Here is a 14,496-nt window from a genome sequence, read left to right as displayed (position 1 = left end):
CCCGGCCGCGGCGGGGCCCGCCCCCGGCGGTGGCCGGCCCCCGCGGCGGCCGCCCCCCTGCGATCACGGCGGCGGCCCGACCACCCACCGGCACGGCGGCGGCCGGTCGCGTGCGGCCGGGGGCCGGTCAGGGCCCGGTCGGCCCCGCCTCGCCCGCGGCGTTCGCGCGGGCGCGGAGCCGGGCCGAGGTCCCCCGGTGCCGCTCCGCCGCCACCGGGTCGCCGCGCCGCTCCCACAGCTCGCCCAGGTCCCGGTGCAGGTGGGCCTCCTCGTGGTCGTCGGGGACCCGCGCCCTCACGGCCAGCGCCGCGTCCAGGTGCTCCCCCGCCGCCGCCAGGTCGCCCGCGAGCAGGTGACCGCGCCCGAGGTGCGCCAGGGCGCAGGACTCGCCGTGGCGGTCGCCGACCTCGCGGCTGATCGCCAGCGCCCGGTCGAAGCACGCCAGGGCCCGGCCGTGGTCGCCCCGGTCGAGGTGGGCGGCGCCGGTGTCCAGCAGGATCTCCCCCTCCAGCCAGCGGTCCCCGATCTCGCGGCTGATGGCCAGCGCCCGGTCGAAGTGCGTCAACGCCCGGTCCGGGTCGCCGAGCAGCAGGCACGCCTCGCCCAGGGTGTCCAGGGTGCCCGCCTCGACCCGGGGGTGGCCCAGCTCGCGGCAGCGGGCCAGCGCCTCCTCCAGCGGCGCGAAGGCCGGTTCCGGTCGGCCCATCCGCACGTGGGCGTTGCCCAGGTTCCGCAGCACCAGGGCCGTGCCCAGGCCGTCCCCGGCGGCCGCGCAGCGCTCCACGGCCAGGTGGTAGGCGGCCACCGCCTCGTCGAAGCGGCGCAGCTTGGTGTGGATGTTGGCCACGTTGTTGTGGATGTGCCCCTGGCCGGGCACGTCGCCGATGGCACGGGCCAGCTCCAGGGCCCGCTCGTTGGTCTCCAGCGCCTCGCGGAGCCTGCGGGTCATGGAGTAGGCCACGCCCAGGGCCCGCAGCATCTCCACCTCGGCGGCCGGGTCGCCCAGGCCGGCGGCCGCGGCGGCGCCCTCCCGGCACAGCTCGACCCGCTCCTGCCAGTGGCCGGTGGAGGCGTAGAAGCTGGTCAGCAGGTAGGTCAGCTGCCAGGCGGCGGTGAGGTGGCCCCAGGCCCTGGCCTGCCGCACCACCGGCACCAGGTTGCCGCGCTCGGCCTCCAGGAACGCCAGCGCGGCCTGCTGGTCGGCGGGGAACGGCAGCTCCGCCGGCGGGTGGGCCACGGACGGGGTCACCAGGCCGCGGGCCGGGTCGAGCAGCCGGTTGGCCGCGTCCACCACGGCCAGGTACCAGTCCACGAGGCGGTCGGCGGTGTCGCCGCCGGGTTCGCGGGCGCGCAACCGCCGCCGGGCGAACTCCCCGATCAGGTCGTGGAAGCGGTAGCGGTCCGCGCCGACCGCGCTCACCAGGTGCGAGGCCGCCAGCTCCGCCACCGCGCGCCGGCCCCCGTCCGGCGGCAACCCGCACAACGCCGCGCCCAGGTGGGGGCCGAACGTGGGGCCCGGGTGCAGGCCGAGCCGGTCGAACACCCGGGCCGTGCCCTCGGCCAGCGGCGCGCACGCACCCGCCAGCACGGTCCGCACGGTGCGGGAGTCGCCCTCCACGGCCAGCCCGTCGATCCGGTCGGCCCCGGTCAGCTCGGCGGCGAACTCGGCCAGGGGCCGCACCGGCTGGCCGACCAGCCGGGCCGCGGCGATGCGCAGGGCCAGCGGCATCCCGCCGCACAGCCGCGCCAGCCCGGCCGCCGCGCCCGCCTCCCGCTCCACCCGGTCGTCGCCCACGACGCTGCCCAGCAGCGCCACGGCCTCCTCGTGGCCCAGCGCGTCGACCACGACGACGCGGGTGGCGTGGCGGGCGGCCAGGGCGGACATCACCCGGCGGCTGGTGACCAGCAGCAGGTTGCCCTCGCCGCCGGGCACCAGCCGCGCCACGTCCTCGGCGCTGCCCGCGTTGTCCAGCAGCACCAGGCACCGCTTGCCGTGCAGCAGCGAGCGGTACAGCGCGGCCCGCTCGTCCGGGCCGCCGGGGATGCGGTCCTCGGGCACGTCCAGCCCGCGCAGCAGGTGCGCGAGGGCGTCGTGGGCGGACACGGCGCGCTCCGGGTCGTGGCCCCGCAGGTCCAGGAACAACTGCCCGTCGGGGAAGCGGCCGATCACCCGGTGGGCCCACTGCACGGCCAGCGACGTCTTGCCCATGCCGGCGGGACCGGTGACCACCAGCACCGGCAGGTCGTCGGTGGCGGGCGCCACCGCCGCGTCCAGGGCGGCCAGCTCCGCGGCGCGACCGGTGAAGTGGCCGACCCGGGCGGGCAGCTGCCGGGGCAGCACGGCGGGCGCGGGCGCCGCGGGCGGCGGGTCGAGGACCGGTTCGCGCCGCAGGATCGCGGTGTGCAGCTCGGCCAGCTCGCGGCCGGGGTCGACGCCGAACTCCTCGGCCAGGTCCTGCCGCAGCCGCCCGTAGACCTCCAGGGCGTCGGTGTGCCGGCCGCAGCGGTAGAGGGCCAGCATGTGCAGGCGTACCAGGCGTTCCCGGGTGGGGTGCTCGGCCAGCAGGCGGGGCAGCTCCAGCGCGGCCGCGCCGTGCCCGCCGGAGCGGATCTCGGCGTCCCACAGGTCCTCCACCGCCGAGAGCCGCAGCTCGTGCAGGCGTTCGACCTCCCGCTCGCCCCAGCCGACCAGCCCGGCCCCGGCCAGCGGCTCACCCCGCCACAGCCCCAGGGCGGAGCGCAGCGTGCGGGCGGCCCGGTCGGGCGCCCCGGTCAGGTCGCGCCGGGCGGCGGCCACGAGGTCGGCGAAGCGGTGTGCGTCGACCCGGTCGGCGAGCAGGTCCAGCACGTAGCCCGGATCGCTGGTGCGCAGCAGCGGTCCCGCGCCGCACGCCGCCAGCGCCTGCCGGATCCGGGCGACGTGGCTGTGCAGGGTCCGCAGCGCGGTGCGCGGCGGGTCCTCGCCCCACAGCACGTCCACCAGGCGGTTGCCGGGCAGCACCGCGCCCGCGTGCAGCGCGAGCACCCCCAGCACCGCCCGCTGCCGGGCGCCGGACAGCGCGGCGGGACCGGCCGGGCCGAGCGCGGTCACCGGGCCCAGCACCCGCACCTCGCACCGCTCGTCAGAGGCCGTCACGCGCTCCCCCTCCCCGGCCACCGGGCATCGAGGCCGGCACCCCGCCCGCGCAGACCCGCGGTCGTCCGGTGGGCGGGACCCGCCGGTCGGTCGGGAGGGGAATCCCCATGAGCACCCGCCTCCGTCCTCGCTCGACCCCGTTGTGGCGCTGCGCGCTGCCCGTGGTGACCGCGGTCGCGGTCGTCGCGTCCACGATGCCGGCCCGCGCGTTCACCGACACCACGATCCCCCGGCACGATCCCGGCTCGATCCCCCGGGACGTGGACCACCCCCGCGGCGGGGGCGCCCGGTCGCCGCAAGACCAGGCGCGGGCCCCGGCGCGGGACGCCGGCCAGGCGCTCGACCAGCCGGCGTCGCCGCCCGTCCGGGAGGTGGCGGCCCGGGAGGTGGCGGCCCGGGAGGTGGCGTCCGGCCGGCGCACCGGGTCGGGGGCGGTGCCGGGGGTGGGGGGATGATGCGGGGATGACCTTGCCCGGAGCGATCGAACTGCCCGACGGCGCCGCGGTGCGCGGTCGGGGCCTGCGCAACCCCGCCCCGGAGGGCACGCCCGACCACGGGCTCTACCTGGGGTCGAACCGGATGCGGCGGGCCCACTCGTTCCCGTGGTCGCACGAGTGGGTGGAGTGGCCGGACTTCCGGCTGCCGCGCGACCACGACCGGGCCGTGGAGCTGATCCGCGACCTGCACGCGCGGGCGCTCGCCGGTGAACGGGTGGAGGTGGCGTGCGGCGGCGGGATCGGGCGCACCGGCACCGCCGTGGCGTGCCTGGCCGTGCTGGCGGGGGTGCCGGCGGCGGAGGCGGTGGCGTGGACGCGGGCCCACTACCACCGGCGGGCGGTGGAGACGCCGTGGCAGAAGCGGTGGGTGGCGCGCTTCCCGGGGTAGCGGACGCCGGTGGGCCCGGGGCCTGGCGGTCCCCGCACCCGCCGGGCGCCGCTCACGTCGTCGACCACTTCAGGAACTCCCGGACGGCCTTGAGGTCGTCTTCCTCGAAACCACGCAGGTCGGCCGGGTCCCGGCCCTTGAGGACCTGGTCGATGTCGGCGGCCTTGACGCCCTTGTCGGTGCCCCCCGAAGGCTTGATCCAGGGCACCGGCGCCTCCTTGCCGGAGCCGGACTTCGCCGTCACCCACTGCCCCTTCAGCGTCGGCATCCTGCCGTTGATCACCAGGGGCAGGTAGCCGAGGTTCTTCCACTGGTCCATGCGCCCGGCCTGGGCGCTGCCCTTCTCCTCGATGTAGCGGACCTCGTGCCCGATCAGCGCGTAGGGCTCCAGGTTCCCGCTGCGGAAGCCGAGGTGCTTGAGGCGCCCGCCGGAGACCGTGTGCAGGAGGTCGAACACCGCGAACTGGGCCGATCGGGACGTGAGCCCCAGGTCGGTCCACCCCGGGTCCAGCCAGAACTCGCGGAGGTCGTGGACCCCGGCCGCCTCGATCTTCGACCTCCACTTGTCGCGCGCCCGCGCCGAGATCGGGAGGTCACCGGCGACGACGACCAGACCGCCCTGGTCGAGGGCGATTCCCAGCAGCTGCTCGAACGCCCGGAAACCCATGTCGTGCTGGGGGTGGGGGCCGCCCTTGCTGCCGCTGAAGCGGCACCAGAGCACGACGTAGTCGCCCCGGGCGACCGGCACCCCGCGGCTCCTGACGAACTCCTCCACCTTCCGCTGATCGCCGTCGAGCCCCCAGGCCGCCCGCACCCCGTCCCTGGTCTCCTCGCCCCGCCAGCCGGCGGCCACCTGCGTCGTCGCCTCGGTCACCGGTAGCTGGAACTGCGTGCCGCGCAGGAATGGGGGCACGGGCGGTTCGGCCTTCTCGTAGGGGATCTCCTCGCGCTTCGCGTCCATCCCCTTGCCCTTCCGGCCGCCGGTGAAGGCGGTGTGCAGCTTGCCCATGTTCCCGCCCGTCGAGTCCAGGACGTGGACGCGGTGCTCCTCGATGCCCGAGTCGCGGTAGAAGGTCGCGATCGCCCGGCTCCGGTCGCGCGCCGTGCCGTCGGAGATCAGCAGGACCTGCGCGAACGGGTTCAGCACCAGGGCCGCGCACACCGCGAACATGTCGCCGGTGAAGTTGCCCGCCTGGACGAGGAGGACCGGGCGCACCCCGGGGCCCTTCTTCAGCGCCTCCACCTTCGGGCCCTTCTCCCGGGGAAGCCCCAGCGCGGTCGCCAGCTGCCCCAACTGGACGCGGAGGTCGTTCCGCACCCGCTTGCCCTCCTTCGGGTTGGCCGAGTGGACGTCGGCGACCACGTGGTTGATCAGCTGGTCGGCGCCGAAGACCGCGAGCAACCCCGCGAACACCACCGCGAACTGGTCGGACAGCCGCTTCGCGGTCGTCGGCGCTCTGGTGGTGGTGGTGTTCGAGCCGGGTTTCTGCGCGTTCCGGTGCGCCTGGTACTGGTCCCCGCGCCGCGCCTCCAGCTCGCCGAAGAACCGGTCGATCGGCATACCCGTCCGCTTGAGCCCCCACAGCAGGTCGAACAGGTCGGATTTCTGCTTGGTGTCGGGAGGGCGCTGCGCGAACGACAGCGCCTTGTCGAAGATGACGTCCTCACCGGAGATCGCCCCACCCGAGGGCTGGTAGGTCGTCATGCCCTTGACGACGCGCCTGATCGTCACCTTGCAGTCCTCGACCACGGCGTCCACGGCCATCGTGTCGCGATCGGCTTTGGTGAAGGGCTCCTGCACGGTGAATTTTCTCAGCGCGTCGTTGAGGAGTCCGAGGTGCTTCTTCCCCTCGGGCGTGTTGAAGTTGTCGGGGATGCTGTACGTGCGGAAATCGAGGTCGTTGAGCCGTCGGGGACTGTCGAAGACGGCATTGGTCGCGGCGCCGCCGAAGAGGAAGATGTCGATGCCGATCGACGCCATGACGTCGACGAGTCGCTTGAAGAGATCGAGTTTGCGCTCGTTGTTCAGGGGAATCGGTTCGGAGGCCGAGGCCGCGGTGGCCGCGGCGCCGAGAACCTCCAGCGACCACGCCACGGTGTACCGGTCCCGGGGGCTCGAACCGGAAACGTTCCAGAGGATCTTGTGACCTCCGGCTTTCACCGACTTGTCGAGCTCCGCGGCGACCTGATCGGAAAACGGCCCGTTCAGCCACGGGTCACCGCTCAAGCAGTGGTGGAGGATCACCCGCAGGGACACGGCGGTGTCACCGGGCGGCAACGCGTAACTCAACTTCCCCGGTTGGCCGGGAAGGCTCGCGGGAACAGCCGAGGGGCCACCGGTGGCGACGGCACCGCCCTTCGGCGCCTTGACCGGCCGCACGACGTCGCCCGGCTTGCCGTCCTCCTGAACCTCGATCTTGAAGGTGGCGCGCTGGACCACCACCGCACCGGCGGCCGCGTTGCCGGCGGCCCGCTGCAACCGCAGCACGGTGTCCGGCGTGAGCGGCCCCGGGCCCCGCCGACCGGTCCCCGCCGATCGCGCGACACCGCCTCGGATCACGGGTCCGCGCGGTCCGGACCCCCGCTGCCCCGCCGCGGCGGAGCGCTCGCCACCGGCGCCGGGGTGCGACCGGCCGGCGAGGTGGTCCTGTGCCATGCGCCCGAGAGGACCACGCCGGCACCCGGCCCGGGAACGGCCGGGCGGGCGGCCTTCGGGGCGGAGTTCCACCGCGCCCCGAAGGGAGGTCAGGCTTCGGCCACCGCCACCCCCTTGGCCACCCTCTCCTCCTCCGGTTCCCCCGCCACTCCCTCGGCCACCCCCTCCGGTTCCGCAGCCACCCCCTCGGCTTCGGCAGCCGGCTCCTCCGCCGCCGCAACCGACTCGTCCGGCTCCTCCGCCACCGGCTCCTCCGCCACCGCGGCCACCACCGCCACCCGGGTCGCCGCCTCCGGCCCCTCCTCCAGCAGCACCCGGAACCCGGCCTCGTCCAGCACCGGCACCTTCAGCTGGACCGCCTTGTCGGCCTTCGACCCCGGCGACTCCCCCACCACCACGAACGCCGTCTTCTTCGACACCGCCCCCACCGCCTTCCCGCCCCGCGCCAGGACCGCCTCCTTGGCCTCGTCCCGCGAGAAGCCCTCCAGCGAACCCGTCACCACGATCGACAGCCCCTCCAGGTTCCGCGGCACGGAGGTGTCGCGCTCCTCCACCAGCCGCACCCCCGCGGCACGCCACTTCTCCACCACCTCCTGCCGCCACGGGGTGTCGACCCACTCGCGCACGGCGGCGGCGATCGTGGGGCCCACGCCCTCGGCCGCGGCCAGCTCCTCCTCCGACGCGGCGACGACGCGGTCCACCGAGCCGAACTCCCGCGCCAGCGCGCGGGCCGCGGTGGGGCCGACGTGGCGGATGGAGAGAGCGACCAGGATCCTCCACAGTGGACGCTCCCTGGCCGTGGCGAGGTTGTCCAGGAGCTTGGTCGCGTTGGCGCTCAGGGCGCCGTCCTTGGTGCGGAACAGGGCGACGGCCGCCAGGGCGTCCGCGTCGAGCGCGAACAGGTCGCCCTCGTCGCCGTACTCGCCCGACTCGACCAGGGCGGCGGCCGCCTCGTAGCCCAGCACCTCGATGTCCAGCGCCGACCGCGACGCCAGGTAGGCGAGGCGTTCCCGCAGCTGGGCGGGGCACCGGGCCGCGTTCGGGCAGCGGATGTCGACGTCGCCCTCCTTCATGGGGCGCAGCGCGTGGCCGCACTCCGGGCACGTCGTGGGCATCTCGAACTCGCGGGCGTCGGCGGGCCGCACGTCGACCACCGGGCCGAGCACCTCGGGGATCACGTCGCCGGCCTTGCGGATCACGATCCGGTCGCCGATCAGCACGCCCTTGCGCTTGACCTCGCTCGCGTTGTGCAGGGTGGCCCGCGCGACCGTGGACCCCGCCACCTTCACCGGTTCCATCACCGCGAACGGCGTCACCCGACCGGTGCGGCCGACCTGCACCTTGATGTCGAGCAGGGTGGTGGTCGCCTCCTCCGGCGGGTACTTGAACGCGATCGCCCAGCGCGGCGCGCGCGAGGTGCTGCCCAGCCGCCGCTGCGCCGCCACCTCGTCGACCTTGACCACCACGCCGTCGATCTCGTGCACGGCGTCGTGCCGGTGCTCGCCCCAGTACGCAACGTGCTCGGCGACCTCCTCGAACGTGCTCAGCACGACCGTGTGCGGTGACGTCGGCAGGCCCCACGCCCGCAGCGCCTCGTACGCCCCGGACTGCCTGGTCAGCTCGAAGCCCTCGCGCTTGCCGAGCCCGTGGCAGATCATGCGCAGCTTGCGCGACGCGGTGATCCTGGGGTCCTTCTGCCGCAGCGACCCGGCGGCGGTGTTGCGCGGGTTCGCGAACGGCGGTCTGCCCGCCTCGACCAGCCGGGCGTTGAGCTCCAGGAAGTCCTCCACGGCGAAGAACACCTCGCCGCGCACCTCGACCAGGTCGGGCACCGGGTGCTCGTCGGTGCCGGTCAGGGTCTCGGGCACGTCGCCCAGCGTGCGGACGTTGAGCGTCACGTCCTCGCCGGTGCGCCCGTCACCGCGGGTGAGCGCCCGGACGAGCCTGCCCTCCCGGTAGAGCAGGTTGATCGCCAGGCCGTCGATCTTCAGCTCGCACAGCAGGTGGGCGCCGGCCCCGACCTCCCGGTGGACCCGCTCGAACCAGGAGCGCAGCTCCTCGTCCGAGAACGCGTTGTCCAGGCTGAGCATCCGCTCCAGGTGGTCGACCGCGGTGAACTCGGTGGAGAAGGTGCCGCCGACGCGCTGGGTGGGCGAATCGGGGGTGGCGAGGCCGGGGTGGGCGGCCTCCAGCGCCTCCAGCTCGCGCAGCAGCGCGTCGAACTCGCCGTCGCCGACCGTCGGCGAGTCCAGGACGTAGTAGCGGAACTGGTGACCGCGCACGACCTCCGCGAGCGCCGCGTGCCGCTCGCGCGCGGCGGCGGGCACGTCCTCGACGCCCTCGGCGGGGGCCTCGGCCGGGTTCGGGAAGTCGTTGCTGGTCACGGGAAAAGACTAGCCAGGGGGTCCGACAATTTCAGGAGGGGCGCTCGACTTGCCCCCGGACGAGGTCGCGGACGAGGTCGCGGAACTCCAGCAGGCCGATCGCGCCCTCCGGTTCGGTCACCGCGGTCTCCACCCGGCCGAGTCGTTCACCGGCCAGGCGCTCACCGAGGGTGACGTCCAGCGGGAGGAACGTCAGCCGTTCGCGGGTCGCGTCGTCGAGATCGGGAAGATCCGGGTGCCAGACCGCGACGTCGACGAGCCCGTCGGACAGCCGCGCCACCACCCGCACGTCCGCCAGCCGCAGCCGCCGCGCGCCGAGGTTGATCGTGACCAGGGTCGGGTCCGGCACGGGCGGCACCGAGTCGTGGTACTCCCAGATCACGTCCTCGGCGGGCGCGGCGGCGACCCAGGCGTCGGTCCACGGCCGCAGCCGCGGGTCCTCCTGGCCGGTGACCACCAGCGCGTAGATGGCCCGGTGCCCGCGTTCGAGGGAGAAGCGCAGGTCGGGGTGCAGGTCGGCGACCAGCTCGGCGAGCCGCTCCTCGACCCGCTCGGGCGCGCGGTCGCCCAGCGCCGCGCTCACCGAGGGCAGCAGGTCGTGCCACGCGGCCCAGAACGCGGCCGCCGCCTCGTCCGGGTTGGGCAGGTGGACGGGGACGGGTCCGGGCTCCCGGCGTCGGCGGAACCAGCTCATGACCCCATTGAACTACGCGCCCCGGCGGGTGGTGTGGGCGCGCAGCAGGTCGGCGTTGAGGCGGGCGATGGTGGTCAGCGGGACGCCCTTGGGGCAGGCGGGCGCGCACTCGCCGGTGTTGGTGCAGCCGCCGAACCCCGCCGCGTCGTGCTCGGCCACCATGTCCCGCGCCCGCGACCACCGCTCCGGCTGCCCCTGCGGCAGCACGCCCAGGTGGGTGACCTTGGCGGCGGTGAACAGCATCGCCGACCCGTTCGGGCAAGCCGCCACGCACGCGCCGCAGCCGATGCAGGCCGCCGCCTCGAACGCGGTGTCGGCGTCGGGCTTGGGCACCGGCACCGCGTGGGCGTCCGGGGCGCTGCCGGCGGGCACGCCGACGTACCCGCCCGCGGCCACGACGCGGTCGAGCGCCGACCGGTCCACCACCAGGTCGCGCACCACCGGGAACGGCCCGGCCCGCCACGGCTCCACGGTGACCACGTCGCCGTCGCGGAAGTGGCGCAGGTGCAGCTGGCAGGCGGTGGTGGCGCGGCGCGGGCCGTGCGCCTCGCCGTTGATCACCACCCCGCACGCGCCGCAGATGGCACATCAGCTCGGCCAGCTCCAGGAAGTCGGCCACCCGGCCCGCCTTCTCCAGCTCCTGGTTGAGGTCGTCGCCCTCGGGCACCCGCACCCGCCGCCAGAACTCCTCGCGCAGCTCCGGGATGCGCTCCAGCGCTTGGCGCAGGCCGGCTGCGTCGCGTTCCATGCCGCACTCGTCCCACATCAGGCGCCCCAGTTCGCGGTGGAACGACTCCACCGTGCGGTCGCCCTTCACGGCCAGCAGCGCCTTGAGCCGGCCGCGCACCTCGGACGCCGTGTCGGCCACGGCCGGGTGGTCGGCCGTCACCGGGTCGAACGGCGCGTCGGCCAGGTAGTCGCCGACGACGCCCGGCAGCACGAAGTAGCCGTCCGCGAGGCCCTGCATCAACGCGCTGGCGCCCAGCCGGTTCGCGCCGTGGTCGGAGAAGTTCGCCTCGCCGACGACGTACAGGCCGGGGATGGTGGAGCGCAGGTCGTAGTCCACCCACAGGCCGCCCATCGTGTAGTGCGCGGCCGGGTAGATGCGCATCGGCGTGCGGTAGGGGTCGTCGCCGGTGATGCGCTCGTACATCTCGAACAGGTTGCCGTAGCGCTGCCGCACCACGTCGCGGCCGAGGCGGTGCAGCGCGTCGGCGAAGTCCAGGTACACGCCGCGCTGCCCGTCGGAGGCGTTCTTCGCGGCGCGGGAGGCGATGTCGCGGGGCACCAGGTTGCCGGAGCTCGGGTACAGGCGCTCCAGGAAGTAGTCGCGCTCGGCTTCGGGGACGTCGCCGGGCGGGCGGCGGTCGTGCCGGTCGCGCGGCACCCACACGCGGCCGTCGTTGCGCGGCGACTCGCTCATCAGGGTGAGCTTGGACTGGTGGTCGCCGCTGACCGGGATGCACGTCGGGTGGATCTGGGTGAAGCACGGGTTGGCGAACAGCGCGCCGCGGCGGTGGGCCCGCCAGATCGCGGTGGCGTTGCAGCCCTTGGCGTTGGTGGACAGGTGGAACACGTTGCCGTAGCCGCCGGTGGCGAGCACGACGGCGTCCGCGAGGTGCGTGGTCACCTCGCCGGTCACCAGGTCGCGCGCCACGATGCCGCGGGCCCGGCCCTCGACCACGACCAGGTCCAGCATCTCGGTGCGCGCGTGCACCGCCACGCGCCCGGCGGCCACCTGGCGCTCCAGGGCCTGGTAGGCGCCCAGCAGGAGCTGCTGCCCGGTCTGGCCGCGGGCGTAGAAGGTGCGGGAGACCTGGGCGCCGCCGAACGAGCGGGTGTCGAGCAGGCCGCCGTACTCGCGGGCGAACGGCACGCCCTGCGCCACGCACTGGTCGATGATCTCCGCGCTGATCTGCGCGAGCCGGTGGACGTTCGACTCGCGGGAGCGGAAGTCGCCGCCCTTGACGGTGTCGTGGAACAGCCGCCAGACGCTGTCGCCGTCGTTGCGGTAGTTCTTGGCGGCGTTGATGCCGCCCTGCGCGGCGATGCTGTGCGCGCGGCGCGGGCTGTCCTGGTGGCAGAACGAGTCGACGCGGTAGCCCAGTTCGGCGAGCGTCGCCGCGGCCGAGCCGCCGGCCAGGCCCGTGCCGACCACGATCACCGTGCGGTCGCGCCGGTTCGCGGGGTTGACCAGGCGCGCGGAGAAGCGGCGGCGGTCCCAGCGGTGCTCGATCGGGCCGGCGGGCACGCGGTGGTCGTGGAGGGGCGCGCCCTCGGTGTACCGGCTCCCGGTGTCGGTGTTCTCGGCGTGGGTGTTCTCGGCGTGGGTGTTCTCGGCGTGGGCTTTCTCGGTGTGGGCTTTCTCGGTGTGGGCTTTCTCGGTGTGGGACATCTCAGCTCACCAACCCGGTGAAGACGGCGAAGGGGACGGACAGGAACCCGGCCGCGACGACCCCGGCCACGGCGAGGCCGATCGCGCGCGAGGTGGTGACGCCCAGGCTGCGGGTCGCGCTCCACACGCCGTGGCGGACGTGGAGGGCGAGGGCGACGACCGCGGCGGTGTAGGCCGGCACCACGTACCAGTGCCGGAAGTCCGCCGTCACGTTCGCGTGGATCTCGCCGGGCACGCCGTGCGGGTTGAGCCACCCGGCGGTCAGGTCGAGCAGGTGGTAGACCACGAACAGGGCGATGACCACGCCGCCCCAGCGCATCGTGCGGGCCGCGTAACCGCCCCGGACGGGTCGCCGGTGGGCGTAGCGGCCGCGGGCCCGGCGGGCCCGCGCGGTGAGTTGGCAGGCGGCGGTGAAGTGCAGCGCGACGGCCGCGAGCAGGGCGATCCTGGTCGGCCACACGGCCCCGACCTCGCGCAGCCACCGGCCGTAGCCGTCGATCGCCGCCGGGCCGGAGAAGAACGTGAGGTTGCCGATCATGTGCGCGAAGACGTAGAGCAGCAGCACCGCGCCGGTGACCGCCATGACGGCTTTCTTGCCGACGGTGGTGCGGTAGAGCCGGATCGTGTCCACGCGTCAGACGCCAGGAACGCCGGCGACGAGTCGTCCAATACATCGTGGGCTGGCCGGCGATAGCCTGCCGCTATGACGCTCCAGCAGCTGGCGTACTTCCTGGCCGTGGCCAGGACGCGGCACTTCACCAGGGCCGCGGCGGAGGAGCGTGTGGCGCAGCCCTCACTGTCCAAGCAGGTCCACGCGCTGGAGAAGGAGCTGGGCGCGGCGCTGTTCACCCGGGCGCGCGGCAACATCTCGCTGACGCCCGCGGGCGAGGCGCTGCTGCCGGTGGCGAGCCGCATCCTGTCCGATGTGGACACCGCGCGGCTGGAGGTGGCCGAGCTGGTGGGGCTGCGGCGCGGGCGCGTGCGGGTGGGCGCCACTCCGAGCCTGTGCGGCAGCCTGTTCGCGGACGTGATCAAGCGCTACCACGACGCCTACCCCGGCGTGCGCGTGTCGGTGACCGAGGGCGGGTCGCGGGACCTGGTGGCCGCGCTGGAGGCCGGTGGGCTGGACCTGGCGCTGGTGATCGTGTCGCCGGCGGACGCGGACCGGGCGCTGACCGTGGTGCCGGTGCTGCGGGAGGAGCTGGTGGTGGCCTCGGCGGCGCCGCTGGGCGTGTCCCGGATGCGGTGGACGGACCTGCGCGAGCAGCCGCTGGTGATGTTCCGGCCCGGGTACGACCTGCGGGAGACCACGCTGGCCGCGTGCCGGCGGGCCGGGTTCGAGCCGGTGTTCGCGGTGGAGGGCGGGGAGATGGACGCGGTGCTGCGGTTCGTGGAGGTCGGGCTGGGCGTGGCGATCGTGCCGTCGACGGTGCTGGCCGCGCGGTCGCTGCACGCCACGCCGCTGACGCCGGGGGCGGGGCGGACCATCGCGCTGGCCCACCGCGCCGACGTGGCGCCGACGTCGGCCGGGCGGGCGTTCCGGGAGGTGCTGCCGGGGTTCCTGCGCGGCGCCGAACTGCCGGCCGGCGTGCGCGCGGTGGTGTCGTGAGCGGCGGTGTCGCGGGCGGCGGTGTCGCGGGCGGCGGTGTCGCGGGCTGCGCTGTCGCGGGCGGCGTCTGGCGAGCTGCGCTGTCGCGGCCCGAGACCTCCCGGTCTACGGGGTCGTAAGCTGCCCGACGTGCTGATCAGACGCGAAACGCCCGCCGACGTCGAGGCGATCCGGGCCGTGACCGGGGCCGCGTTCGCGGCGAACCCCGGCGGGGAGGTGCGGTTGGTCGACGAGCTGCGCGCCGACACCGGCTGGATCCCCGCGCTGTCCCTGGTCGCCGAGGCGGACGGCGAGGTCGTGGGGCACGTGGTGTGCACGCGGGGTTCGGTGGACGGCGCGCCGGCGCTCGGGCTGGGACCGTTGAGCGTGCTGCCCGCGCGGCAGCGCACCGGCGTGGGCAAGGCCCTGGTGCACACGGCGCTGGGCGTGGCGGACGGCCTGGGCGAGCCGCTCGTCGTCCTGCTGGGCGACCCGGCCTACTACTCGCGCTTCGGCTTCCGCCTGGCCTCGACCCTGGGCATCACACCCCCGATCCCGGAGTGGGCCCCGCACTTCCAGGCCCGCCCCCTGTCCTCCCACCACCCGGCCCTGCGCGGCACCTTCCACTACGCCCACCCCTTCACCACACTCTGACCCCGCGCGAGTCGTACGTCCAGACCCGCCGTGTCGTACGTCCAGGACCCCCGAATTCAGCGTTCAGAACGCCTGAACACTGAACTCGGGGGTCGCGAACGTAC

8 protein-coding genes and 3 pseudogenes are annotated in these 14,496 nt (G+C 74.8%); 4 read left to right on the top strand and 7 right to left on the bottom strand.

The annotated features are described in order from the left end of the window. Positions 1-127 precede the first annotated feature (127 nt). Positions 128-3,136, bottom strand: a complete 3,009-nt coding sequence (locus ACFP3R_RS33350; protein WP_380642182.1) for an AfsR/SARP family transcriptional regulator — start codon at positions 3,134-3,136, stop codon at positions 128-130. Between the two features lie 107 nt (positions 3,137-3,243). Between ACFP3R_RS33350 and ACFP3R_RS33345 the strand changes: the two genes are divergently transcribed. Both ACFP3R_RS33345 and ACFP3R_RS33340 read left to right on the top strand, forming a co-directional pair. Then, on the top strand, positions 3,244-3,591 hold the full coding sequence (locus ACFP3R_RS33345; RefSeq protein WP_380642180.1) for a hypothetical protein: 348 nt from the start codon (positions 3,244-3,246) through the stop codon (positions 3,589-3,591). Between the two features lie 7 nt (positions 3,592-3,598). Further along, on the top strand, positions 3,599-4,021 hold the full coding sequence (locus tag ACFP3R_RS33340) for a protein-tyrosine phosphatase family protein (RefSeq protein WP_380642178.1): 423 nt from the start codon (positions 3,599-3,601) through the stop codon (positions 4,019-4,021). 52 nt (positions 4,022-4,073) lie between these two features. Here ACFP3R_RS33340 and ACFP3R_RS33335 read toward each other — a convergent pair whose 3' ends face one another. The 6 genes and pseudogenes from ACFP3R_RS33335 to ACFP3R_RS33310 form a co-directional block, all read right to left on the bottom strand. After that, positions 4,074-6,509, bottom strand: a complete 2,436-nt coding sequence (locus ACFP3R_RS33335; RefSeq protein ID WP_380642176.1) for a hypothetical protein — start codon at positions 6,507-6,509, stop codon at positions 4,074-4,076. Between the two features lie 431 nt (positions 6,510-6,940). Then, positions 6,941-9,061, bottom strand: a pseudogene (gene ligA, locus ACFP3R_RS33330) (NAD-dependent DNA ligase LigA); the annotation flags it as partial. A 31-nt stretch (positions 9,062-9,092) separates the two neighbouring features. Continuing rightward, the gene (locus tag ACFP3R_RS33325) at positions 9,093-9,755 is read right to left on the bottom strand and encodes a hypothetical protein (RefSeq protein WP_380642174.1); all 663 of its coding nucleotides are present in this window, start codon (positions 9,753-9,755) and stop codon (positions 9,093-9,095) included. A gap of 12 nt (positions 9,756-9,767) precedes the next feature. Then, positions 9,768-10,337: pseudogene (locus ACFP3R_RS33320) on the bottom strand (succinate dehydrogenase/fumarate reductase iron-sulfur subunit); the annotation flags it as partial. Position 10,338: 1 nt separating this feature from the next. Next, positions 10,339-12,006: pseudogene (locus ACFP3R_RS33315) on the bottom strand (fumarate reductase/succinate dehydrogenase flavoprotein subunit); the annotation flags it as partial. A 145-nt stretch (positions 12,007-12,151) separates the two neighbouring features. Further along, the gene (locus ACFP3R_RS33310) at positions 12,152-12,781 is read right to left on the bottom strand and encodes a succinate dehydrogenase cytochrome b subunit (protein ID WP_380642172.1); all 630 of its coding nucleotides are present in this window, start codon (positions 12,779-12,781) and stop codon (positions 12,152-12,154) included. 72 nt (positions 12,782-12,853) lie between these two features. Here ACFP3R_RS33310 and ACFP3R_RS33305 point away from each other — a divergent pair, with 72 nt between their 5' ends. Continuing rightward, positions 12,854-13,759, top strand: a complete 906-nt coding sequence (locus ACFP3R_RS33305; protein WP_380642170.1) for a LysR family transcriptional regulator — start codon at positions 12,854-12,856, stop codon at positions 13,757-13,759. A 129-nt stretch (positions 13,760-13,888) separates the two neighbouring features. After that, entirely contained in the window at positions 13,889-14,392 is a 504-nt protein-coding gene (locus tag ACFP3R_RS33300; RefSeq protein WP_380642168.1) for a GNAT family N-acetyltransferase, read from the top strand. The last annotated feature ends 104 nt before the right edge of the window (positions 14,393-14,496 follow it).

This window comes from Saccharothrix lopnurensis, from assembly GCF_042658445.1.
Classification (GTDB): domain Bacteria; phylum Actinomycetota; class Actinomycetes; order Mycobacteriales; family Pseudonocardiaceae; genus Actinosynnema; species Actinosynnema lopnurensis.
This window is presented reverse-complemented; position numbering and strand designations above follow the sequence as displayed.